The organism is Xanthomonas arboricola pv. guizotiae (assembly GCF_002940205.1).
Classification (GTDB): Bacteria; Pseudomonadota; Gammaproteobacteria; order Xanthomonadales; family Xanthomonadaceae; genus Xanthomonas; species Xanthomonas arboricola_C.
In genome coordinates this window covers 1-22,631 of sequence record NZ_MDSK01000044.1, presented here as the reverse complement: position 1 = coordinate 22,631, position 22,631 = coordinate 1, and the positions used below count along the sequence as shown (strand labels likewise).

At 62.9% G+C, this 22,631-nt stretch carries 20 protein-coding genes; 9 read left to right on the top strand and 11 right to left on the bottom strand.

Annotation, left to right across the window (positions count from 1 at the left end):
• The first annotated feature begins 132 nt into the window (after window positions 1-132).
• Both XarbCFBP7408_RS19615 and XarbCFBP7408_RS19610 read left to right on the top strand, forming a co-directional pair.
• The gene (locus XarbCFBP7408_RS19615) at window positions 133-1,746 is read left to right on the top strand and encodes a sensor histidine kinase (RefSeq protein ID WP_104564372.1); all 1,614 of its coding nucleotides are present in this window, start codon (window positions 133-135) and stop codon (window positions 1,744-1,746) included.
• Window positions 1,747-1,935: 189 nt separating this feature from the next.
• A complete protein-coding gene (locus tag XarbCFBP7408_RS19610; protein WP_166770466.1) occupies window positions 1,936-3,330 on the top strand; it encodes a sigma-54-dependent transcriptional regulator in 1,395 nt (464 codons plus the stop codon).
• 331 nt (window positions 3,331-3,661) lie between these two features.
• On the opposite strand, the gene pilB is transcribed toward XarbCFBP7408_RS19610, so the two are convergent.
• The 5 genes from pilB to XarbCFBP7408_RS19580 all read right to left on the bottom strand — a co-directional run bounded on the left by pilB (window position 3,662) and on the right by XarbCFBP7408_RS19580 (window position 9,708).
• Window positions 3,662-5,398 (bottom strand): type IV-A pilus assembly ATPase PilB, encoded by a 1,737-nt coding sequence (gene pilB, locus XarbCFBP7408_RS19600; protein WP_104564369.1) that lies wholly within the window; start codon window positions 5,396-5,398, stop codon window positions 3,662-3,664.
• 34 nt (window positions 5,399-5,432) lie between these two features.
• Window positions 5,433-6,959: a hypothetical protein gene (locus XarbCFBP7408_RS19595; RefSeq protein ID WP_104564368.1), complete on the bottom strand. Its 1,527-nt coding sequence runs from the start codon at window positions 6,957-6,959 to the stop codon at window positions 5,433-5,435.
• Entirely contained in the window at window positions 6,929-7,498 is a 570-nt protein-coding gene (locus XarbCFBP7408_RS19590; RefSeq protein ID WP_258072236.1) for a hypothetical protein, read from the bottom strand. The genes XarbCFBP7408_RS19595 and XarbCFBP7408_RS19590 overlap by 31 nt, the downstream gene beginning before the upstream one ends.
• A gap of 70 nt (window positions 7,499-7,568) precedes the next feature.
• Window positions 7,569-9,080 carry a phosphoethanolamine transferase gene (locus XarbCFBP7408_RS19585; RefSeq protein WP_429001415.1) on the bottom strand — a complete coding sequence of 504 codons (1,512 nt, stop codon included), beginning with the start codon at window positions 9,078-9,080 and terminating at the stop codon, window positions 7,569-7,571.
• Window positions 9,081-9,297: 217 nt separating this feature from the next.
• On the bottom strand, window positions 9,298-9,708 hold the full coding sequence (locus XarbCFBP7408_RS19580; RefSeq protein WP_104564366.1) for a pilin: 411 nt from the start codon (window positions 9,706-9,708) through the stop codon (window positions 9,298-9,300).
• A 352-nt stretch (window positions 9,709-10,060) separates the two neighbouring features.
• Between XarbCFBP7408_RS19580 and XarbCFBP7408_RS19575 the strand changes: the two genes are divergently transcribed.
• The 6 genes from XarbCFBP7408_RS19575 (at window position 10,061) to XarbCFBP7408_RS19545 (ending at window position 14,335) form a co-directional block, all read left to right on the top strand.
• The gene (locus tag XarbCFBP7408_RS19575; protein WP_104564383.1) at window positions 10,061-11,320 is read left to right on the top strand and encodes a type II secretion system F family protein; all 1,260 of its coding nucleotides are present in this window, start codon (window positions 10,061-10,063) and stop codon (window positions 11,318-11,320) included.
• Window positions 11,321-11,326: 6 nt separating this feature from the next.
• Entirely contained in the window at window positions 11,327-12,190 is an 864-nt protein-coding gene (locus XarbCFBP7408_RS19570; RefSeq protein ID WP_104564365.1) for a prepilin peptidase, read from the top strand.
• Window positions 12,191-12,203: 13 nt separating this feature from the next.
• On the top strand, window positions 12,204-12,827 hold the full coding sequence (coaE, locus tag XarbCFBP7408_RS19565) for a dephospho-CoA kinase (RefSeq protein ID WP_104564364.1): 624 nt from the start codon (window positions 12,204-12,206) through the stop codon (window positions 12,825-12,827).
• Between the two features lie 521 nt (window positions 12,828-13,348).
• Window positions 13,349-13,753, top strand: coding sequence for a SymE family type I addiction module toxin (locus tag XarbCFBP7408_RS19555; RefSeq protein WP_104564363.1), 405 nt, complete (start codon window positions 13,349-13,351; stop codon window positions 13,751-13,753).
• A gap of 97 nt (window positions 13,754-13,850) precedes the next feature.
• Window positions 13,851-14,036 (top strand): hypothetical protein, encoded by a 186-nt coding sequence (locus tag XarbCFBP7408_RS19550; protein WP_104564362.1) that lies wholly within the window; start codon window positions 13,851-13,853, stop codon window positions 14,034-14,036.
• The gene (locus tag XarbCFBP7408_RS19545; RefSeq protein WP_181106984.1) at window positions 14,033-14,335 is read left to right on the top strand and encodes a type II toxin-antitoxin system RelE/ParE family toxin; all 303 of its coding nucleotides are present in this window, start codon (window positions 14,033-14,035) and stop codon (window positions 14,333-14,335) included. The genes XarbCFBP7408_RS19550 and XarbCFBP7408_RS19545 overlap by 4 nt, the downstream gene beginning before the upstream one ends.
• Window positions 14,336-14,471: 136 nt before the next feature.
• Here the strand turns inward: XarbCFBP7408_RS19545 and XarbCFBP7408_RS19540 are convergent, their stop codons facing one another.
• The 4 genes from XarbCFBP7408_RS19540 to rimK form a co-directional block, all read right to left on the bottom strand.
• The gene (locus XarbCFBP7408_RS19540) at window positions 14,472-15,806 is read right to left on the bottom strand and encodes a sensor histidine kinase (protein WP_181106986.1); all 1,335 of its coding nucleotides are present in this window, start codon (window positions 15,804-15,806) and stop codon (window positions 14,472-14,474) included.
• Complete coding sequence (locus tag XarbCFBP7408_RS19535) at window positions 15,799-16,476, bottom strand: response regulator transcription factor (RefSeq protein WP_006448355.1); 678 nt, start codon at window positions 16,474-16,476, stop codon at window positions 15,799-15,801. Before XarbCFBP7408_RS19535 ends, XarbCFBP7408_RS19540 begins: the two co-directional genes overlap by 8 nt.
• A gap of 108 nt (window positions 16,477-16,584) precedes the next feature.
• Window positions 16,585-16,944, bottom strand: coding sequence for a hypothetical protein (locus tag XarbCFBP7408_RS19530; RefSeq protein ID WP_258072229.1), 360 nt, complete (start codon window positions 16,942-16,944; stop codon window positions 16,585-16,587).
• Between the two features lie 227 nt (window positions 16,945-17,171).
• Complete coding sequence (gene rimK, locus XarbCFBP7408_RS19525) at window positions 17,172-18,077, bottom strand: 30S ribosomal protein S6--L-glutamate ligase (RefSeq protein WP_166767257.1); 906 nt, start codon at window positions 18,075-18,077, stop codon at window positions 17,172-17,174.
• Window positions 18,078-18,562: 485 nt separating this feature from the next.
• Between rimK and glgX the strand changes: the two genes are divergently transcribed.
• Window positions 18,563-20,695: a glycogen debranching protein GlgX gene (gene glgX / locus XarbCFBP7408_RS19520; RefSeq protein ID WP_104564360.1), complete on the top strand. Its 2,133-nt coding sequence runs from the start codon at window positions 18,563-18,565 to the stop codon at window positions 20,693-20,695.
• Window positions 20,696-21,372: 677 nt separating this feature from the next.
• On the opposite strand, the gene XarbCFBP7408_RS19515 is transcribed toward glgX, so the two are convergent.
• Both XarbCFBP7408_RS19515 and XarbCFBP7408_RS19510 read right to left on the bottom strand, forming a co-directional pair.
• Window positions 21,373-21,765 (bottom strand): H-NS family nucleoid-associated regulatory protein, encoded by a 393-nt coding sequence (locus XarbCFBP7408_RS19515; RefSeq protein WP_023904915.1) that lies wholly within the window; start codon window positions 21,763-21,765, stop codon window positions 21,373-21,375.
• A gap of 87 nt (window positions 21,766-21,852) precedes the next feature.
• Window positions 21,853-22,239 carry a hypothetical protein gene (locus XarbCFBP7408_RS19510; RefSeq protein ID WP_104564381.1) on the bottom strand — a complete coding sequence of 129 codons (387 nt, stop codon included), beginning with the start codon at window positions 22,237-22,239 and terminating at the stop codon, window positions 21,853-21,855.
• Window positions 22,240-22,631 lie beyond the last annotated feature (392 nt).

Below are 22,631 nucleotides of genomic sequence, written 5' to 3'. Positions count from 1 at the left end.
GCCGTGCGGCGCAAAAGTCGGCCCGCGCGGCCTGCCGTTTGCGGCGCTTGCGCGCCGCCCGGCACTGTGCGCAAGCGCTGCGCGGGCCGCGCACCTGCCTATACTCGCGGCTTGCTCCAGCGGGGAATCGGCTTGCCATCCAGCCCATCGCTTATCGACCGGATCCAGTCCGCGCCGCAGCGCGAGCTGTACTTCTTTTCGCTGTACCGGGTGCTGGTGGCCGGGCTGATCGCCGCCCTGGTGTTCAGCCCCCTGTCCGACGCGATCCCGGAGCCGCGCTACCCGCGCCTGGCGGCCGGCGTGGCGATCGGCTATCTATCGGTGGCGATCCCGCTGCTGTTCTGGGGCCGCAGCGAGCGCCGGCTGACCACCACCGTGTTCTGTTCGGTGCTGGCCGACATCGCCGCCGCAACCCTGGCCACGCATGCGTTGCCCGGCGCCAGCGCCGGCATCGCGATGATGCTGCTGTTCAATGTCGCCGCTGCCTCGATCCTGCTGCGCCTGCGCTACGGCATGAGCATCGCGGTGCTCGCCAGCGGCGCCATCGTGCTGGAATACCTGTGGACCCTGCTCGAAGGCGGCGGCGCCACCCGCCCGGTCGCCGAGCTGGCCATGTTCGCCACCAGCTACGTCGCAGTGGCCTTCATCTGTGAGCAGATCGCCTCGCGCGCGCGCAGCAATCAAGTGTTGGCCGAAGAACGCGGCGCTCAGGTCGCCAATCTGTACGAGATCAACGAGCTGATCATCCGGCGCATGCGCACCGGCGTGCTGGTGGTAGACACCCACAACCACATCTCGCTGGCCAACGAAGCGGCGCTGGCCCTGCTGGGCGATGGCGACCAACGCAACGCGCCGGCCAACCTATCGTTGGTGGCGCTGACCCCGGAACTGGCGCGCCGGCTGCAGCGCTGGCGCAGCGGCTGGCGCGAGGAAGAAGCGCCGCTGCAACTCGGCGCCGACCGCCCGGAAGTGCAGCCGCGCTTCGTGCGCCTGCTCGCCGACAGCGACCTGGTGCTGGTGTTTCTGGACGATGCCAGCGTGGTGTCGCGGCGCGCCGAATCGCTCACCCTGTCGGCGATGGGGCGCTTTTCGGCCAGCCTGGCGCACGAGATCCGCAACCCGCTGGCCGCGATCAGCTACGCCTCGCAGCTGCTGGAAGAATCCCCGGACATCGGCGATGCCGACCGCCGCCTGCTGCAGATCATCCACCAGCAATGCCAGCGCACCAACGGCATTGTCGAGAGCGTGCTCGCGCTGGCCCGCCGCGAGCGCGCAAGCCCGGACAACCTGGATCTGGCCGCCTTCGTGCGCCGCTTCGTGGTCGAGTACCGGCAGACCCTGTCGATGGAGACCGACATCCTGGAGGCCAGCATCCAGGGCAACGCCGTGCATGCCTTGATCGACCCCAAGCACCTGCACCAGATCCTGACCGCGCTGGTGCACAACGCGCTCAAGTACGGCCGGGTCATGGACGAACCGGCGCGGGTGAAACTGCGTGTGGAGCGCATGGAGCGCATGGCGGTGATCGACGTGGTCGACCGCGGCCCCGGCATCCCGGAGACGGTGGCCGCGCAATTGTTCCGCCCGTTCTACACCACCTCCGAGCACGGCACCGGGCTGGGCCTGTATATCGCCCAGGAACTGTGCCGTGCCAACCAGGCGCAACTGGACTATGTGTCGGTGCCGGGCGGCGGCGCCTGTTTCCGGATCCTGTTGCAGGGGCCCAATAGCCTGCTCGGGAAATGAGCGGGAGCGTCGCGTCATGCCAGCCGCAAGCCTGTGGCGCAGCTGTCTGCGCTGGCGCCGCGATCGTGCCCGTGCGGCCAGCCGCTGCGCATCGTGCTTCGCGCGCACCTCGCGTGATCGCGTGAATCGTTACGCCCGGACCCGGCCGGCAATTGTCGACGGTCGCCGCCGTGGGCTATCGTGCGCCACATGAACGAACCGAAAAGTGCCCTGGTTGTCGATGACGAGCGTGACATTCGCGAACTGCTTGTTCTCACCCTGGGCCGGATGGGCCTGCGCATCAGCACCGCCGCCAACCTGGCCGAAGCGCGCGAGCTGCTGGCCAATAATCCCTACGACCTGTGCCTGACCGACATGCGCTTGCCCGACGGCAACGGCATCGAGCTGGTCACCGAAATCGCCAAGCACTATCCGCAGACCCCGGTGGCGATGATCACCGCGTTCGGCAGCATGGACCTGGCGGTGGAAGCCCTCAAGGCCGGCGCCTTCGACTTCGTCAGCAAGCCGGTGGACATCAGCGTGCTGCGCGGCCTGGTCAAGCACGCGCTGGAACTGAACAACCGCGACCGCCCCGCCCCGCCCGCGCCGCCGCCGGAACAGGCCAGCCGCCTGCTCGGCGACTCCAGTGCGATGGAAGGCCTGCGCGCCACCATCGGCAAGGTCGCGCGCAGCCAGGCGCCGGTCTACATCGTCGGCGAATCGGGCGTGGGCAAGGAGCTGGTCGCCCGCACCATCCACGAGCAAGGCGCGCGCGCGGCCGGCCCGTTCGTGCCGGTCAACTGCGGCGCCATTCCCGCCGAACTGATGGAAAGCGAATTCTTCGGCCACAAGAAGGGCAGCTTCACCGGCGCGCATGCCGACAAGCCCGGCCTGTTCCAGGCCGCGCATGGCGGCACGCTGTTTCTGGACGAAGTGGCCGAATTGCCGCTGCAGATGCAGGTCAAGCTGCTGCGCGCGATCCAGGAAAAATCGGTGCGCCCGGTGGGCGCTTCCAGCGAGTCGCTGGTGGACGTGCGCATCCTCTCGGCCACCCACAAGAACCTGGGCGACCTGGTCTCCGACGGCCGTTTCCGCCACGACCTGTACTACCGCATCAACGTCATCGAACTGCGCGTGCCGCCATTGCGCGAACGCGGCGGCGACCTGCCGCAACTGGCCGCGGCCATCATCGCGCGCCTGGCACATAGCCACGGCCGGCCAATTCCGCTGCTGACCCAGTCCGCACTCGACGCGCTGGACCAGTACGGCTTTCCCGGCAACGTGCGCGAGCTGGAAAACATCCTCGAACGCGCCCTGGCCCTGGCCGAAGACGACCAGATCAGCGCCACCGACCTGCGCCTGCCCGCCCACGGCGGCCACCGCCTGGCCGCCACCCCAGGCAGCGCCGCCGTCGAACCCCGCGAAGCGGTGGTCGACATCGACCCCGCCTCGGCCGCCCTGCCCTCCTACATCGAGCAACTGGAACGCGCCGCGATCCAGAAGGCGCTGGAAGAAAACCGCTGGAACAAGACCAAGACCGCCGCGCAGCTGGGCATCACGTTTCGGGCGCTGCGCTATAAACTCAAGAAGTTGGGGATGGAGTAGAGAGGGCGGGATTGGGGATTGGGGATTGGGAATGGGAAGAACCAGGAACCAGGAATCGGGAATCGGGAATCGGGAATCGGGAATCGGGAATCGGGAAGATCTTGCAGCTTCGATTGCTCTCGCGGGGGCCGACGCCAAGTCGATAGCAGCACACGCACGGTTCGACTCGGCGATTCCCTGATCCCCAATCCCAGCTCCCCGCCGCTCAGCCCTTTCACGTCGACGCAATAAACTGCCCGAGGGCGGCTCAAGGCACCACCACCAACGCAAAGCACGCTACTGCCCTTCTCCCGCCTGCGGGAGAAGGTGCCCGAAGGGCGGATGAGGGCGCTCAGTCCTTGGTCACCCGATTGATCTCGGCAAGGCTGGTCACGCCATGCGCGGCCTTGACCAACGCCGACTGGCGCAGGTCGCGGATGCCGATACTCTGCGCCGCCTCGGCAATCTGCATCGCATTGCCGCCTTCCAGCACGATCGCGCCGATCTCGTCGGTCATCGGCATCACCTGGTAGATACCGGTACGGCCCTTGTAGCCTTCGGTGCATTCGTCGCAGCCGACCGCCTCATACAGCTCGATCCCGGCAGCGATCTGTGCCGGCGTGAAGCCTTCCGCCAGCAACGCATGCTCGGGCAAGGTCGATTTGCGCTTGCAGTTGTTGCACAGGCGCCGCGCCAGACGCTGCGCGATCACCAGGGTCACCGACGAGGTGATGTTGTAGGGGGCAATGCCCATGTTCATCAAACGCGCGATGGTCTGCGGCGCATCGTTGGTATGCAGCGTGGACAGCACCATGTGACCGGTCTGCGCGGCCTTGATCGCAATCTCGGCCGTCTCCAGGTCGCGGATTTCGCCGACCATGATGATGTCCGGGTCCTGACGCAGGAACGAGCGCAGCGCCGCGGCGAAGGTCATGCCGCGCTTGTTGTTCTGCTGCACCTGATTGACGCCAGGCAAGCGAATTTCAACGGGGTCCTCGGCGGTGGAGATGTTGCGCGTCTCGTCGTTGAGGATGCCGAGTGCCGTATACAGCGACACCGTCTTGCCCGAACCGGTCGGCCCGGTCACCAGCACCATCCCGTACGGCTTGTGGATTGCCTCCAGGAACAGCTTCTGCTGGTCCGCCTCGTAGCCCAGCTTCTCGATGCCCAGCTTGGCCGCGCTGCCGTCCAGGATACGCAGCACCACCTTCTCGCCGAACAGGGTCGGCAAGGTGCTCACGCGGAAGTCGATCTGCTTGGTCTTGGACAGGTTGAGCTTGATGCGCCCGTCCTGCGGCACCCGCTTCTCGGCGATATCCAGCTGCGACATCACCTTCAGACGCGCCGCGATGCGCTGGTTCAGCTTTACCGGTGCCTTGGCCACATTCTTCAGCAGCCCATCAATGCGCAAGCGCACCCGGTAGTCGTCTTCATAGGGCTCGAAGTGGATGTCGGAGGCTCCCCGCCGGATCGCATCCACCAGCACCTTGTTGACGAACTTCACCACCGGCGTGTCGTCGCCCTTGGCATCGACCCCGGAATCCCCGCCGGCGCCCATGTCCTCGTCCCCGGCCGACACGTCCAGGTCGCCCATGTCGTCATCATCGTCTCCGAGAGACGCGCCCAACGATGCGTTGCTGGCCTGCCACTGCTCCAAGGTACGGCGGATCTGGTCCTCATCGACCAGGATCGGCTCGACCACCAAATTGGTATGGAACTTGATGTCGTCCAGGGCTCTAGTCTGGGTCGGATTGCTCACCCCCACGAACAACCGGTTGCCGCGCTTGAACAGCGGCAGCACCTGATGCTTCTGGAGCAACTCCTCACTGACTAGCTTGACTGCGTTCTGGCTAGCGTCGAACACAGACACATCCATCAGCGGCATGCCGAATTCCACGGCATTGGCCGCCGCCAGTTGCGACGCCGACACCAGCTTCTTCTCGGCAAACCACTGCGGCAGCGGCACCTTGGCAGCGGCCGCCTGTTCCATTGCCGTCCGCGCAGCGGCTTCCTCCAGGGCACCATCCTGCACAAGGCGACGAGCGATGCCGGTAATACCAACGAGGTTGGTGGTAGCTACTGAATTCATCGTTTTATTCCCGCTGATGTCCCCATCTCCCCGATCATCGGGACGATGCTCCATATTTATACTCGGTCAACATTCTCAGATCAGTATTGACCTCGACTGATCGCCCGGCCCGCTCTTCCACCACATCAACGCCTACGAGATCGGCCGCGGTGACCTTCCGCACAGCGGCCACATCAGACGCATTGGCCGGATCAAACACCGGCCGGCCATGCATTCGGGTCGCGTAAATGGCTTCGCCACCAGCGCGAAGCGTATCGCGAAAGTCGCCCCGTGATATGATGACACTGTTGCCAAACAGATAAGCCTGCGGAAACTCCGAAGCTGCCGTCTTGAGGACCTCCGGAGACCCGGTGGCATTCACCAACGCTACGCCCGAATCGGACAGATGCGCGCCAACCAAGCGAAAGAACTCCCGCGAGAGAAGCATCGTCGCACCAGAACGCCAGTGGAAGGTACTGTTCACCACGATCGCATCGTAGCGCGCGCTCCCTTGTGCCCTCAACCAGCGACGACCGTCGTCGATATGGATGTGGACACGCGGATCCTGCAGGATCGGTGCGACCTGTGGGTGACCGGCGATCAACTCGAGATAGCCCGGATGGATCTCGACAACGTCCACGCGCTCCACAGTCGGGAATGATGCAATCACACGCGTCCAGCTGCCGCCGCTAAGACCGATCACGAGCACACGCTTGGGATTCGGCACAGCCGCCATGGCTGCATAGACACGATCGATCTTGTTGCTGTTCGATCGCAGATCGACGTTGATGCGCCCGTCGTACACGTTGCCGCCAAATACGATGTCTCCTTGTGGGTCGGCGATCGTATGGATGATTCCTTCCTTGCGCTCAAGCAGCCAGTCGGCCTGAGCCCCCCCCGTCGCCATTACGATGCGGCTGGCAAGCGCCGGCAATGCAGGCTGGAGTACAAGTGCCGCAATCGCGACCACCACTGCAGGCACCGCCGGTAAGCGAAGGCCGGCCAGCCACATCCCCGCCACCGCAGTGACAATGGCGACACCGACGAAAAGCTGCTCCATCGCCATCACGTCCATCAGCCAGAGCGTGACGATCAGTGGGCCGAGGGTACATCCCGCCACATTGGCGAAGTAGACCTTGGAGAACGACCCCCCTTTCCACGCCACTGCATCATTGCTGCCCAGATGGTGCACCACCGGGAACAATGCGCTTTTCAGCGCAGCGGTTGCGATCACCAGAGGGAGCATTGCCACAGTCACGGGAAGAAAACCGATCCCCCAAGAAAACAGGAAAGGGGCGGCAATATCGACCAACGCGGACAGCAACAGCACTAGCGACGCGCGATGCCTGATGTCCAGGACCCGGCCAACGCACAGGCGGCGCCCCAGCTGCGCTCCTATCGCGATACCCAGAAGATACAACGCGAGGATCATCGCGAAGGTCTCTGGCAGACCACCGGTCGCGAATCCCGCAAGCCGCACCCACAGCACTTCCTGCACCAGACTCGCCGCGCCCCCAAGGAAAGCAACACCCCGCGGCATCCATTTCAAGCTCATGCCGCCGCCCTCCGTACCAGAAACCATCCGCCCAGGGCGACCGCTGCATTGATGGCTGCCGCCAGCCAGGTGACCTGCCGCAAATCCATGATATGGAAAAGATAAAGAGCGGTCCCGATGGCCCCCGATGCCGCGCCCATCGTATTGGCGAGATAAAGCGAACCTGTTGCCTCACCTACGTTGCGGACAACACGGTCCAGTAGGATCACCAGGATCGGCAAGGTCATCCCCATCAAGGTTGTCGGCACGATCAACGCAAACAGTGCACCGAACACGACGACCCCATGCCCAAGCCCACCAACATGCATCATGACCAGATCGATTACAGCGACACTACATACGCCATAACACGCAATACCAAGCTCCACTGCGAGGAACCATCGCAGTGGACTTGTGGCGCGGTCTGCGGCCCAGCCCCCGATCAGCGCCCCGAGCCCAAGCCCTAGCATGAATACCGAGACGATGACTGCGACAGACAGCGTGTCCGCTCCCAGACCCGAAAAAAGGACACGCTGCCAGCTCACCTGGTAAATCAATGCCGCAGCACCGGAGAGGAAAAACAACACGCCCAAGGATGAAATCCACCCCGCTTTCCCGGACACATTCGTTGATGAACCGTTCAACACGAACTCCTATTCAGCGACAGCGGGGAACATTGAGCGGCAGCGACGCGATATCGAGCGGAATACCAGGCTTTGCCGAGGAAAAATCGTGCGATTGGCGGTAGCCGGGCACGTCGATACCCGCCAATCGGGTCGTGGTGTCGAAGACCATGGAGGTAGATAACATCGCGTCGGCATTCGCGCTCAGATTCCGAACGGCTTCCGGCGCGTGCTTGAGGTAGGCCTCAGATCCCCACCATACCGCGGCGACGTGATGGGTCGCTGGTGATGATTGACCGTGCCCGCTTTCGGCGCGACAGTCATCGAACAGCGCCTCGCCGTGATCGGCGACATAGAACATCCAGGATGCAGCATCAAGTTTCCCGAGCTGACCGATCAGGCCATCAAGGAAGCGATCGGTGGCGCGGATCGAGTTGTCGTATCCATTGACCAAGTACTCCTTGTGATCCGGGTCATACAACCTGGCATCGCCATGTTCCGGCTTGTCCGGCAGGAAGACCGCATCCTCGGGGCGGTACCGGTCCCGATAGCGGAAGTGACTGCCCATCGTGTGGATCACCAGGAACAGATCGCGCTGGTCGGCGGCAAGGAGACGCCTGACGTGCAGTAGCAGATCCTCGTCGCGGACGCCTGCGTGGCGATAGTCGACCGGGCTAACAAAGCGCACCTCATCGGCATCCTTGGCTAGAACCGTAATAGGCGAATCGTGGAACCCCATCGACGCCTGATTGGAGAGCCACACCGTGTGATAGCCGGCTTCGCGGGCCGCCTGCAACAACGAGCGCTCACCGAAGGTAGCTTCGACCGAACCCGGCGGCTTGCGGCTCAGAATCACAGGCACCGACAGCCGGGTGAAGGTGGCCCGCGAGTAGAACCTCGTAAAGCTGATCAGGTCATTGCGACTCGAAAGCCGAGGCGTACTGTCACGACTGTAGCCGTTCAGCGCCCAATGATCGGCTCGACCTGTCTCGCCGATCACCAGCACATGCACACGCCGTGGCCAGCCCCCCACCAACGAGCGGCTGGCTCCGAACCGAAAGCTTTCAAGGCCGGCATCAGCAGCGACCAATTCTCGACGCTGCCGGAAATACTCCCAGATGACCAACGGCATCCCCGTCGGGTACCCCCGCCGCAAGGCCTCCATGCGTTCCAAGGATGGCTGATCGAAAGCAGCATCCATCGGCGTCTCGTGCAAGCCTTCGAACGCAACGACGATTGCCAGCAGCGCCGCACATACGCCACCGCCGAATAATGCAAGCCGCCTGCCCGGCCATCGCAAAAGTTGAGGCGGCCATAGCATCAGCCCTACCCAGATCACAACAATCAGCCCCCAGCCAAACAGAAGGCGTACAGGCACTGAGTACAGCAAAGGCAAAGCTTCGCCACTGGTGGTCTCGGAGACCAGAGCGAGCGCGTTGACGTCCACCATTCCCCCGAAGCGCAGCAGCATCTCAACCTGCAGAATCGCGCCTACACTGATGAGTGCCAGCCAAGTGCAGGTTAGGCGCGGCAGCCTTCGTAGCATCGAAACAGAAATACTCAACCCAGCCACGGCATACAGTACAGAGATCAGGATGCCATCCCCGCACACAGCCAACAGCACAGCGAGTGGCGACAGACTCCCCACCACCAGAAGCACCACTCCAACCGGCGCACATTTCCCCCAACACACGATGCCCTGCCCTCCATAAAAAGAAGCCCCGCATTGCGGGGCTTCTTTGAACACTTCTACAGAACGAATATTAGGTGCCCGAACGGCATTCGGCCGGCAGGTACTTAGCAGAACTGGCAGACGAACAGGTCCACCTGATGCCTGCGTCCACAAGGGTCGGAACGTAGGTCAGAACGACGCCCGCAGCCTTACTCGTACCAGTGACAGTAATAGTACCGGTGGCACACGCCAGGGAAGCAGTGTTTGCCGTGGCGGTAGTAAACGTAGCAACTCCGCGACACGCATTGGCATTAATCGCATTCTCATTGGCAATATTCTCACCAATCGTCGCCTTGGCACCGGAGGCGAGCACAGCCATTTCAGAGACACGCGAGCGGATGGTGTAATCCTGGTAAGCCGGCAGCGCGATGGCGGCCAGGATGGCGATGATCGCGACCACGATCATCAGTTCAATAAGTGTAAAGCCTTGCTGCTTCTTCATGGATGCATCCCCTAGAGGTTGTGAATTTACCGAAATCTCCGGCCCAGGCACTTGGCGCGCCCGAGCAGGGCGTGTGTGCAAATCGGGATATGCAGATTACGTGCCAATCAGCGGCCCCCGTTTGCTTCTTCTCCCCGGGGCAATGATGCCAGGCATTTCGGCAAATGAAAGCTCCTCTGCCTTCAGCTGCGACCGGGATAACCATGTGACGCGCAAGGTCAGATTCCGACTACGAGTGGTCACGTCTCAAGACGCCGCGGGTCCATCGATTGATATGATGCCCTTGCCTAGCAAACACGCTACCATCATTGCGTACTCCGGCCTGGGGATGGCTGGATTTGGGGAGCCCAACATGTCAGTCGCGCGTAGCGCCATCAAGAAGCAACCGGTCGACCGGAACACCAGCATGCTACAGACCTTCATTTGGGAAGGGGCTGACAAGCGTGGCGTGAAGATGAAGGGAGAGCAGACAGCCCGCAACGCCAATATGTTGCGAGCAGAGCTGCGCCGTCAGGGCATCGTGCCCAGCATGGTGAAGCAAAAGCCGAAGCCCCTGTTCGGAGCAGCGGGCAAAAAAATTACCGCCAAAGACATTGCGTTCTTTAGCCGCCAGATGGCGACGATGATGAAGTCGGGCGTGCCGATCGTCAGTTCGTTGGAGATCATTGGCGAGGGACACAAGAACCCACGCATGAAAAAAATGGTCGGCCAGATCAGGACAGATATTGAGGGCGGATCCTCGCTCTACGAGTCCATCAGCAAACATCCCGTTCAGTTTGACGAGCTCTACCGCAACCTTGTCCGCGCAGGAGAGGGCGCAGGCGTGCTGGAGACAGTGTTAGACACAGTGGCCAATTACAAAGAAAACATCGAGGCGCTGAAAGGCAAGATCAAAAAGGCTCTCTTCTACCCCGCAATGGTCGTTGCAGTCGCCCTCATTGTTAGCGCAATTTTGCTCATTTTTGTTGTTCCACAGTTCGAAGAAGTCTTTAAAGGGTTTGGAGCCGAACTTCCCGCCTTCACGCAGATGATCGTTGCAACATCTCGCTTCACGATCAGCTACTGGTGGCTGATGCTGCTCGTTATCGGTGGTGCGATTACCTGCTTCATCTTCGCCTACAAGCGCTCACCTCACATGCAACATGGGATGGATCGCCTGATTTTGAAGGTGCCCGTCATCGGTCAAATTATGCATAACAGTTCCATCGCAAGGTTTGCGCGTACGACTGCCGTGACCTTCAAGGCTGGTGTGCCGCTCGTGGAAGCACTTGGCATTGTTGCGGGGGCCACCGGCAACAAAGTTTATGAAGAAGCAGTGCTGCGCATGCGTGACGACGTATCGGTGGGCTATCCGGTCAATATGGCAATGAAGCAGGTCAACCTGTTCCCCCATATGGTGATCCAGATGACTGCAATCGGTGAAGAAGCGGGCGCGCTGGACGCGATGCTGTTCAAGGTTGCCGAGTACTTCGAGCAGGAGGTCAACAACGCCGTAGATGCGCTTAGCAGCTTGTTGGAACCGATGATCATGGTATTCATTGGCACCATCGTAGGCGGCATGGTCATCGGCATGTATCTTCCGATCTTCAAACTCGGCGCAGTGGTTGGATAAGACGTAATGGCATTTCTCGACCAGCATCCCGGTCTCGGCTTTCCCGCCGCGGCCGGACTGGGACTGCTGATCGGCAGCTTCCTGAACGTAGTGATCCTGCGCTTGCCCAAGCGCATGGAGTGGCAGTGGCGGCGCGATGCGCGCGAGATCCTGGAGCTGCCGGACATCTATGAGCCGCCGCCGCCGGGCATCGTGGTGGAGCCCTCGCACGACCCGGTCACCGGCGACAAGCTCAAGTGGTGGGAGAACATTCCGCTCTTCAGCTGGCTGATGCTGCGCGGCAAGTCGCGCTACAGCGGCAAGCCGATCTCCATCCAGTATCCGCTGGTGGAGTTGCTGACCTCCATCCTTTGCGTGGCCAGCGTTTGGCGGTTCGGCTTCGGCTGGCAGGGCTTCGGCGCGATCGTATTGAGCTGCTTCCTGGTGGCGATGTCGGGCATCGACCTGCGCCACAAGCTGCTGCCGGACCAGCTGACCCTGCCGCTGATGTGGCTGGGCCTGGTCGGCTCGATGGACAACCTCTACATGCCGGCCAAGCCCGCCCTGCTGGGCGCGGCGGTTGGCTATGTCTCGCTGTGGACGGTGTGGTGGCTGTTCAAGCAGCTCACCGGCAAGGAAGGCATGGGTCACGGCGACTTCAAGCTGTTGGCCGCGCTCGGTGCCTGGTCTGGGCTGAAGGGCATCCTGCCAATCATTTTGATCTCCTCGCTGGTCGGTGCCATCCTGGGCTCGATCTGGCTGGTGGCCAAGGGCCGCGACCGCGCCACCCCGATCCCGTTCGGCCCCTACCTGGCCATCGCCGGCTGGGTGGTGTTCTTCTGGGGCAACGATCTGGTGGACGGCTACCTGCACTTCGCAGGCCTGCGTTGACCGGGGCACGACGATGAGCGACTTCATCGTCGGCCTCACGGGTGGCATCGCCTCCGGCAAGAGCGCCCTGGCCGCCGAGTTCGAGAAGCTTGGTGTGCCGGTCATTGACGCGGATGTTGTTGCGCGGCAGGTCGTGGCGCCTGGCTCCATTCTCGACGCCATTACCGAGCAGTTCGGCCGCGAGATTCTGTTACCGGATGGAACGCTGGACCGCCAAGCGCTGCGCAAGATCGTCTTCGCCGATCCAGTCCAACGGAAAGCGCTGGAAGCGATCACCCACCCCGCCATTCGCGCAGAACTGCAGCGCGCCGCGCTGGCAGCCGTGGGCCCTTATACGATCGTCGCGATTCCCCTGCTGACCGAAGCGGGCGGACGAGCGACCTATGCCTGGCTAAACCGCATTCTCGTCGTCGATGTGCCGGTGTGGCTCCAACATGCTCGCCTGATGCAACGCGACGGGAGCACATCGGTGCTTGCCGATCAGATGATTGCCGCGCAGGCATCCCGCGCACAACGCTTGGCAATTGCCGATGACATCGTCAGCAACGAAGGCAACACGGACCACTTGGCGCAACAAGCGCGACGCCTGGATGCGACCTACAGGGCAGTGCCACAGACGCATCGCAGCGGGCGCTGACGTCCACGGCGGGCACCCACGATGCTCCAACGGGTAGCCGGCTGCCGTGATCGGCGGCGAGTTCCGTGGCACACGCTGCATGGCGTCCGTTCCCTCCGCGCACCGCTCCTCCGGCATGCGTGGCATGTCGCCCAGGCAGCTTGACGCAGTCGAAGCCAAATCAACGCACTAACCCCGACCGCATTTAGTTGCTGCATTGACATTGCAAACAACCAGTAGCAATCTCCACCTCAAGGAGCGTAGAAACTCTGTGCATAGCGGCACCCACCTCCGTCAAACCGGTGGGTTTTTTGTGCCTGTTCGCAGGTGCAAGCCGACGCGATGCCTGCGTCGGGAGGGCGGCTAATACAACACTCCTTCGGGAGGAATATGCCCGCCGACTATGCACGGTTCCTAACCTCCCGACATCCCGTCGCCGGCCGGCGACGGTGCCTGTTCTTCGTAGGAGGCGTTGTGATGGCAAATGTATCGGTATTGGCTGGTGGGCGTCGTCGCCCCGTGGTGCTGGCGGAGGTGAGGCTATGAGCCGAACGAAGCCTCCAAGCTCCAATCGGTCCAAACCAATCGCCAAGCGCCCCGCTACCGCCAAGCGGGCGACGACGCCGGTAAAGGACGCGCAGCCCATGCGGCTGGTGCCCTCGCCCACGTTCGATGTGGACAACCCCGACTTCGGCCGTCGCCACAGGCCTCGCGCGGACGATCTGCCGCCGCGGCCGCCGCGCAAGGCACGCACGCCCACGCGCTGCACGGTGGGCTATGCGTTCTACGATGCAGAACCCGGCCGGCCGCACAGCCAGCGGATTCCCAGCGTGCGTTTGCGCGGGTTGTGGCTGGAGCAGTTGGGGTTTGCGGTTGGCTGCAAACTGCAGATCATTGCGCGCGAGGGCGAGTTGGTGGTGACGGTGGAGCGCTCTGGCACGCAATGAGCGGCCGCCGACAGACATACCGCGATCGTCCCAGCGATTCTCGCTCTAATGACGCGAGGGGACTAGAATCGAACCAACTCGTCGTGAGGTGCCTGCCATGTCCGCTCTCTTTAAACAGCAAGCTCACCAGTTGGTGGATGCATTGCCGGAAGATGCGCGCTGGGAAGACCTGATCTATCAGGCTGCACTCCACCGAGCCATCGAAAAGGGGATCGCAGAGGCCGACGGCGCTCAGTTGATTGCTGCTGAGGATGTGCTTCGGCAGCTTGAATTGTCTGCGTGAAGGTCTATTGGACGCCGGGCGCCCAAGCTCGGTTGCTGGAAATCCAGGCTTACCTTAAGGAACATGCGCCGCTGGTAGCGAGCACGGTACCAATTGCTCTGGCGCGGCGTGCTTTGGAGCTCGGTCATTCGCCCGCGATGGGCAGATTGCTGGCGCGCTACGCACCAGCCGAGGTGCGGGAGTTGCTGGAACGCCCTTACCGACTAATCTACCGGGTCAGGCCAACGCAGGTGGATATCTTGACGGTGCTGCACTACCGCCAGCTGATGCCATCGGACCTGTCCGATCTGCAACGTTGAGTGCCTGTGGACTGGCCTGAACTGCCGGGCAATGCGTTGCGGGTCGAGTAGGGGAAGATATTATCTATTGCGTCGCCGGGCCATACTTGTAAAGCGGTCGCGCCCGGGTGCGCTCCTACGGGAGTGCGGGTGGTGGTTAGCGATGGAAGGCTAATGTTGCGATGACGCCGCGCTGCTGGCCTGGGCGCACGCTGACGCGCCAGCCGTAGAGGTCGCACAGCCGGCTGACGATCGACAGGCCGATGCCGCCGCCTTGCGAGTGGCCGGCGTGGGTGCCGCGGTAGCCGCGCTGGAACAGTTTGGCGGCGTCTTCCTCACTCAGGCCGGGGCCGGAGTCGATCACTTCCACCGCATCGCCAAGCACGCGCACGCGCACCTGGCCGTCCTGGGTGTACTTGACCGCATTGCCGATCAGGTTGCCAAGCGCCACCGACAAGGCAGATTCGGGCGCATCGATGACCAGATCGCGCTCGCCTTCCAGCAGCAGCTCCAGCTGCTTGCCGCCCAGCTGGGCGCGGTGCGCGTCGATCAGTTGCTCGGCCACCTTGGCGACATTGCTGCTGCCCTGCCCGCGTTCATTGCGCGAGAGCAGCAGCAGCGAGCCGATCAGGTCGCTGCACTGCAGTTCGGCGCGTTGGATACGCTGCAGGCGTTGCAGCATCTTTTCGTCGAGATTGGGCTTGCTGAGCAGCAGTTCGGTGGCGCCGCGAATCACCGCCAGCGGGGTACGCAGTTCGTGGCTGACGTCGGCATTGAACTCGCGGTCGCGCTGCACCACTTCGGTGAGGCGGGCCGAGTAATCGTCCAGCGCTTCGGCAAGCTGGCCCACTTCGTCGTCCGGGAAGTGCGCGGCCAGCGGCTTGGGCTCGCTGGTGCCGCCGCGATAGGCGCGCAGGCGTGCGGCCAGATCCGACACCGGGCGCATGACCTTGGATGCGGACCACCAGCCGATCAACAGCGAGAAGCCGCTGAACACCAGCACCGAGAGCATCAAGGTGCGCTTGAGCTGGATCTCGCCCTTGATGGTCTGGGTCATGTCGTAGGCGAGGAAGAACCACTCGCTCGGCGTCTTGCGCACCGCCAGCTTGTACGAATACGCGTTGCCGTTTTCGTCCACGCCGGAGATGGTGTGGATGCCGTCCGGGAACTGATACCACTCCGGCTGTTCCAGCCGCAACGCTTCGAACTTGTCGCTTTTGACCACCCGCCCGCGCATCTGCTGCACCGGCAGGTCGGGGTTACGCAGCGGGTCGGAATAGAAACGCTGCGCAAAAGCGTCGATATTGCGGTTCATCACGTCTTCGACCAGCTGGGTTTCCACGCGCGAGCGCGCCCAGTTGGTGGCGAAGGCGAACAGCGTGGTCAGGCAGAAGCCAAACAACACGAACGACAGGATGATGCGGCTGCGCAGGCGCCGCCGGTAGCGGCCACGCCTGCGGGCGGGCCGCGCGCCGTTATTGCTTTCAGGCATCGGGCGAGGCGATGCGATAGCCGATGCCGTGACGGGTCTGGATCATCGGCACGTCAAAGGGCTTGTCGACCACTGCGCGCAGGCCGTGGATATGCACGCGCAGCGAGTCCGAATCGGGCAGTTCTTCGCCCCAGACGCGGGTTTCCAGCTCCTGGCGGGTGACCACGGCCGGCGAGGCTTCCATCAGCGACTGCAGGATCTTCAGCGCAGTGGGGTTGAGCTGCAGCAGCTTGCCGCGACGACGCACCTCCAGCGTGTCCAGGTTGTATTCCAGATCGCCGGTTTCCAGCACGCGGGTGTGCACGCCCTTGCCACGGCGCGACAGCGCATTGAGCCGCACTTCCACTTCCTGCAGCGCGAACGGCTTGATCAGATAGTCGTCCGCGCCGGAGTCGAAGCCGGCCAGCTTGTTGTCCAGCGAATCGCGTGCGGTGAGCATCAGTACCGGGGTCTGCTTGCGCGCTTCGTTGCGCAGCTTGCGGCACACCTCGATGCCATCCATGCCGGGCAGGTTGAGGTCGAGCACGATGGCGTCGAACTCGTGCACCACGGCCAGGTGCAGACCGGTCACGCCGTCGGCGGCAAAGTCCACCGTATGGCCGCGGTCTTCGAGATAGTCGCCCAGGTTGGCGGCGATATCGCTGTTGTCTTCGATTACTAGAATTCGCACTGGAACCTCATTGATTAAGCTGTTTTTAGCGCTGGCGCCGAGAAATGTCGTCCTGACTCACAGTCGTCTGACGGCGGCGCTCGGCGGCGGGCATGCCCTGTCTGATACTCACCTGCGAACCAAGTGCACGCGCGCGCCTGCGATTAGGCCGCCATTTTCGCCTGCCTTGGTCGAAATCTGGGTGACGAACGCCTGATCGCCAGGCACCGCGGCGCGCCGGTCCGACTGCAGCGCGGCGACACCCCGCTGCGCCTCCAACGCGGCGTCGCTGCGATCAAGCGACACCGTCACCTTAACGCGCTCACCCTGACTGATCTCGGAGTGCTTCTGGCGTTTGTGCAGGTCATCAGGCACCTGCTGCGCCGTCGGCTTGGACGGCGCGCCGCCATCGACCGCCATTGCGCAGGCAGGGCCAACCAGGAAACCGATCGCGCCGAGCAGCGTTGCGATGCTGACTTGCCTTGCCATGCCGACGCCTCCTTGTGTGCCTGAGCGATTTAACATCAGCGAATGTAGACGCCAAGTCTGGGGGCAGCAAGCCGCCACATAAAAAGGCCCAAGTGCGACAACGCACTTGGGCCAAAAGTTCATTCCGATCACCGTCACTGCCGAGAGCGGAGCTACGGTCGGATGAGGCTAGCGAGCAAAGGATTATATTTTCGTTAAATTTTTGCTAATAACACTCCCCGGCCCGATCAGCGGATCGACTGCTCCAGGTGCTGGATGATCGCCGCCGCCACGTCCACCTCGCAGACCCCTTCCACGCCTTCCAGTCCGGGGGTCGAATTGACCTCGAGCACCAGCGGCCCGCGCCTGGAGCGGATCAGGTCCACGCCGGCTACGGCCAGGCCCAGCGCGCGCGCCGAACGTACTGCGACCTCCTGCTCCTGCTCGGTGGCCTGGGCCACCGCAGCGCTGCCGCCCAGATGCAGGTTGGAGCGGAAGTCGCCCTCGGCCGCCTGCCGGCGCATGGCGGCAACCACCCGGTCGCCGACCACGAAGCAGCGCAGGTCCGCGCCCTCGGCCTCGCCGATGAATTCCTGCACGATGAAGTTGGCATACAGCCCGCGCAGCGCCTCGACCACGCCGCGCGAGGCACTGGCTTTCTCGGTGAGGATCACCCCGGCGCCCTGCGCGCCCTCGTTCAACTTCACCACATGCGGCGGCGGGCCGAGCATCGACAGCAGATCCTGGGTGTCGTCCGGGTTGTCGCCGAACACCGTCACCGGCATGTCGATGCCTTGCGCGGCCAGCAACTGATGCGCGCGCAACTTGTCGCGCGAGCGCAGGATGGCGTCGGACGGGTTGGGCGTGTAGGTGCCCATGAATTCGAGCTGGCGCAATACGGCGGTGGCATAGCGCGTGACCGAGGCGCCGATGCGCGGGATCACCGCATCGAACCCGGTGATCGGCTTGCCCTTGTAGTGCAGGCTGAAACCGTCGGCGGCGATGCGCATGTAGCAGCGCAATGGGTCGAGGATGCGCACGGTGTGGCCACGCTTGCGCCCGGCCTCGATGAGCCGCCGGGTCGAATACAACTTGCTGTTGCGGGAAAGAATGGCGATTTTCATCGCGGCAGGTGTACGGCGCGGCCTGGACATGGTCGGAGTCTGATGACGGAGTGACCCAAGTCCGTAGGTCGCCAGCCGATTGCACGCCCGGGCAGCGTCCCTGCCCTGCACGTTGCGTTCGACGGGTGTGCGACGGCCCCGAGGATGGGAGGTGGAAACGACGCAGCAAGGCAGCTGTAACTCTGCACACGCGGCGTGGCTGCGACGGCCCGGATGCTAGCAGGGCGGCTGCGCAGCGCTCAAGCGCGCTGACGTACCTCGGCAGAGGTGATGCACGGCGCAGGTTTGCCCGCGACAGTCGCGCAGACAACGCAGCAGACATGCGCGACTCAACGTCTCAGCTCATCCGCGTCAGCGCGCGCGCTTCCGTCACCTCGGTCGGAATGACCGGCCGCCGCACGCCGCAGCGACCGCCCTCACGCCGCCCCCCTGTCGTCGTGACGCAGTTTGCACAGCGCAACCCGCAATGCTTGAGTTCCCTCAATGCCGGCATGCCGGCGCACCCGAGACTCTCAATGCGACGTCCAGCAAGCGCGGCTTATGCCAACCCTTCCCGCATCCGCCAAGGGCGCCCGTTTCCACGCGGCGCGGTCTTCGATGGCCAGGGCACCAATTTTGCGTTGTTTTCCGCGCATGCCACACGCGTGGAGCTGTGCCTGTTCGACGAACAGGGCACCGAAGTGCGGGTGGATCTGCCGGAATACACCAACGAGATCTGGCACGGCTATCTGCCCGACGTCAAACCCGGCCAGCGCTACGGCTATCGCGTGCACGGTCCGTACGAGCCCACCGAAGGCCACCGCTTCAACCACAACAAGCTGTTGATGGACCCGTATGCGCGCGAGATGGATGGCGAGCTGATCTGGGCGGACGAACTCTACGGCTACACCGTGGGTCACCCGGATGGCGATCTCAGCTTCGACGAGCGCGACAGTGCGCCGTTCATGCCCAAGTGTGTGGTGGTCGAAGACACCTACGACTGGGAAGACGACGCACGCCTGCTCACGCCGTGGAACGAGACGGTGATCTACGAAACCCATGTGCGTGGCTACACCATGCGCAACCCGCAGGTACCGGAAGCCGTGCGCGGCACCTTCGCCGGCCTGGCACAGCCGCAGGTGCTGCAATACATCAAGGACCTGGGCATCACTGCGGTGGAGCTGTTGCCGGTGCATGCCTACCTGGACGACCAGCATCTGCTGGACAAGGACCTGCGCAACTACTGGGGCTACAACACCATCGGCTTCTTTGCGCTGAAGTCGCGCTACCTGTCCAGCGGGCATCGCGACGAATTCCGCGACATGGTCAAGGCCATGCATAAGCAGGGTCTGGAAGTGATCCTGGACGTGGTCTACAACCACACCGCCGAAGGCAGCGAGCTGGGCCCGACGCTGTCGTTCAAGGGCATCGACAACGCCAGTTATTACCGCCTTGCCGAAGACAAGCGCTACTACATCAACGATACCGGCACCGGCAACACGCTCAACCTGAGCAACTCGCGGGTGATCCAGTTCGTCAACGACTCGCTGCGCTATTGGGCAGGCGAAATGCATGTGGACGGCTTCCGCTTCGACCTGGCCACGATCCTGGGACGCGAGCCGAGCGGCTTCGACCAGCGCGGCGGTTTCCTGGATGCCTGCAATCAGGATCCGTTGCTGTCGGAGGTCAAGTTGATTGCAGAACCCTGGGACTGCGGCCCCGGCGGCTACCAGGTCGGTCACTTTCCGCCGGGCTGGTCGGAATGGAACGACAAGTTCCGCGACAACGCCCGCGAGTTTTGGAAGGGCGAGGATGGCAAGCTTGCCGAATTCGCTACCCGCTTCACCGGCTCGGCGGATCTGTTCGATCGTCGCGGCCGCCGCCCGTGGGCATCGGTCAACTTCATCACCGCGCACGATGGTTTCACCCTGCGCGACCTGGTGAGCTACAACGAAAAGCACAACATCGCCAATGGCGAGGACAATCGCGACGGCTCGTCCAACGATGGTTCCTGCAACTACGGCGAGGAAGGCGATACCGATAATGCGGACGTGCTGCAGATCCGCGAGCGGCAGATGAAGAACCTGCTCGCCACGCTGCTGCTCGCGCAAGGGACGCCGATGATGCTCGCCGGCGACGAACGTGCGCAGTCGCAGGGCGGCAACAACAACACCTATTGCCAGGACAACGAGATCACCTGGCTGGACTGGGAAAACGACCCGACCGATGGCCGCCTGACTGATTTCGTCAAGGCACTGACGCAGTTGCGCAAGCGCTATCCGATCCTGTCGCGCGGCCGCTTCCTCAACGGCCAGTACAACGAGGAAGCAGGCCTGCGCGATCTCACCTGGCTCAATCCGGGCGGCATCGAGATGGACGATGCGCACTGGACCGATGCCGGCGCGCGCTCGGTGGGACTGCTGCTGGAAGGCAAGGCACAGACCTCCGGCGTCAAGGAGTTGGCCAACGACGCCACCTTGTTGATCGTGATCAATGCCTACCACGAAGGCGTGACCTTCACCCTGCCCTCGACCGACGAGCCGGTGCACTGGAAGCTGGTGCTCTCGACCGACGAAGCGCTGGAAGTGGACATGATGCCGGCCGGCGCCAGCGAGTTCCTGGCCCCGCCACGCAGCGTGTCGGTATTCGAGTGCCAGAACGACCAGTGATACGGACGCGGTGACACGAACGCGCGGCCTGCCGGAACTGCGGCAGGCCGCGCGTTTTTTTATGCTTCCACATGTGTGCTGGAGGCCTCGGTTTGAACAGGATCTGCGCTACCCCTCCATCGATGCCGATGCTGCAGTGCGTACGCGGTTACAACGTTGCGGTGATTCCAGCCCCTGCGTCGAACGCATTACACGCAGAAGCGCTGCTGGCGATGTCGCAGATGCAGGTGGAGCTTAGGTTGCCTTGTTTGCCAAGGCACTTGAAATAGTGGACTGGTATCAGCGACCCACGCGGCGATGCGGCCTGGCACAGCACCTATCGCGTTATCACGCGTTGTTTATCGTTGATCGAGCAACGAACTGACAAAAGCCGAGCCCGCCACAGCCGGCGGTCCCGCATTTCGAATCTCTCAATGGAACCCGCGGTTGAGTGCAAAGCAATGCACTCAAACAACCACATCACCACGGCAGGCTGAGCGCACAACTCTCCGCGTTCGGTTTAGGGCACGGCGACGTCGGCACGCATGATCGCATCCAGCGTTGATCGCACGACCCGGCAGCGCCTTGAATGCAGCGCGGACGCGACAGCGACACAGGAAAGTGCGCAAATGCCGTGAATCGCTTGGCGCCAGAGCTTTCGACCAACGCTCTCAGCCAGGCCTCGAACACCCAGGAGCTCAGCCGGGATACAGCGGGAATCGCTTGTCCGGATGATTGGCCTTCCACTCCTTGTAGGAGCTGGTGCCTTCCCAGGCCTTGAACGCACGCGGCGTGCGACCACGACCGGACCAGGTCTCGCCGGAATGCGGAATCCAGTATTTGGCCACCACCTCGCCCGTGGACGACAGCGGCCCCTTGGATTTGCCGGTCATCGCCAGCGAGGCGATCTGGGACTTCTGCTTGGCATTGAAGCGGCTACCGAACTGGGTCAACACCTCGACCACCTGGTCGAAGGCTTCCAGCGTCTGGGCATACTTCAGCTGGGCTTCTTCCTGCTCGAGCTTGCGCAGCTCTTCCAGCAATTGGGCTTTGGCGGCGGCAGAGGGTGAAGCGGGCGGAACCTGGCGCATTGGCAAAACTAAGGTTGGAAGGATCAGCGAGTATTGCCGTTGCGCCGGCTAGCGTAAAGCGGCAGGCGTGCCTGAGTCGGGCTTCGCTCAGCGATGGCGCAGCAAGGCGTGCTCGCGGGCCATGGTCAGCACCGGCCCGATACGCCCGGCCCGGATCAGCTCACCGCAGTGCTTGCCGACAAACTCGACCCTGGGCGCCGAAAACCACTGCACCACCCGCTCCAGCTCGCCGGCGTTGATGGACCAGGCGTGGCAGACCGCCTCCCCCAGCTCTTCCACCCCCACCAGCCCCAACTCGCGGATCTGCTCGGAATCCAGCGCGAACATCTCCAGCACCTTGCCCGCATCGTCCGGCGTGCCGTAACCAAAACGCATCTGCTCGGCGCGGTAAGCAACCGAGGCTGCACGCGCGGATTCGGCGCGTCGTATGCCCTTGAGAAGTGCGCCGATAAGTTGAGGATGCGTGGCAGTCATGGTGCTCGCTCGATGATGGCCGCCACTATGCCCATCGCCGCGAACCCGCTCAATCAGGAGGTTCCTGACCATAGGCAAGGAAACAGCGAAGCGCGCAACTGGCGTTATTCGCTCCAAGCGCGCTGCAATCGATGCCGGTCCAAACACTTAACGTTATGTCCGGCTGCATCGTCGCAATCGGTTGTAGCCGACGAAAACACCCCATCTGTGGTTAACAAGCCGACAGCTGAAAACCAATCGTTGCCATCGACTGCAATAGGCCTGAGCTGCGCCCTGAAATTGCATGTCAGGGAGTAAGTGAACCGCCCCGGGATTCCCGGAGGCTCCAACTCTTGAGAGGATGGAGTCATGAGCAAAGCAATGAAGTATTCGCCAGAGGTCCGAGAGCGAGC

Excerpts from the sequence above, each read along its gene's own strand:
- XarbCFBP7408_RS19610 (WP_166770466.1), top strand. The coding sequence starts at position 1,936 with ATGAACGAACCGAAAAGTGCCCTGGTTGTCGATGACGAGCGTGACATT.
- pilB (WP_104564369.1), bottom strand. The coding sequence starts at position 5,398 with ATGAATTCAGTAGCTACCACCAACCTCGTTGGTATTACCGGCATCGCT.
- XarbCFBP7408_RS19595 (WP_104564368.1), bottom strand. The coding sequence starts at position 6,959 with ATGGTTTCTGGTACGGAGGGCGGCGGCATGAGCTTGAAATGGATGCCG.
- XarbCFBP7408_RS19585 (WP_429001415.1), bottom strand. The coding sequence starts at position 9,080 with ATGCTACGAAGGCTGCCGCGCCTAACCTGCACTTGGCTGGCACTCATC.
- XarbCFBP7408_RS19580 (WP_104564366.1), bottom strand. The coding sequence starts at position 9,708 with ATGAAGAAGCAGCAAGGCTTTACACTTATTGAACTGATGATCGTGGTC.
- XarbCFBP7408_RS19575 (WP_104564383.1), top strand. The coding sequence starts at position 10,061 with ATGTCAGTCGCGCGTAGCGCCATCAAGAAGCAACCGGTCGACCGGAAC.
- XarbCFBP7408_RS19570 (WP_104564365.1), top strand. The coding sequence starts at position 11,327 with ATGGCATTTCTCGACCAGCATCCCGGTCTCGGCTTTCCCGCCGCGGCC.
- coaE (WP_104564364.1), top strand. The coding sequence starts at position 12,204 with ATGAGCGACTTCATCGTCGGCCTCACGGGTGGCATCGCCTCCGGCAAG.
- XarbCFBP7408_RS19555 (WP_104564363.1), top strand. The coding sequence starts at position 13,349 with ATGAGCCGAACGAAGCCTCCAAGCTCCAATCGGTCCAAACCAATCGCC.
- XarbCFBP7408_RS19550 (WP_104564362.1), top strand. The coding sequence starts at position 13,851 with ATGTCCGCTCTCTTTAAACAGCAAGCTCACCAGTTGGTGGATGCATTG.
- XarbCFBP7408_RS19540 (WP_181106986.1), bottom strand. The coding sequence starts at position 15,806 with ATGCCTGAAAGCAATAACGGCGCGCGGCCCGCCCGCAGGCGTGGCCGC.
- XarbCFBP7408_RS19530 (WP_258072229.1), bottom strand. The coding sequence starts at position 16,944 with ATGGCAAGGCAAGTCAGCATCGCAACGCTGCTCGGCGCGATCGGTTTC.
- rimK (WP_166767257.1), bottom strand. The coding sequence starts at position 18,077 with ATGTCCAGGCCGCGCCGTACACCTGCCGCGATGAAAATCGCCATTCTT.
- glgX (WP_104564360.1), top strand. The coding sequence starts at position 18,563 with ATGCGACGTCCAGCAAGCGCGGCTTATGCCAACCCTTCCCGCATCCGC.
- XarbCFBP7408_RS19515 (WP_023904915.1), bottom strand. The coding sequence starts at position 21,765 with ATGCGCCAGGTTCCGCCCGCTTCACCCTCTGCCGCCGCCAAAGCCCAA.
- XarbCFBP7408_RS19510 (WP_104564381.1), bottom strand. The coding sequence starts at position 22,239 with ATGACTGCCACGCATCCTCAACTTATCGGCGCACTTCTCAAGGGCATA.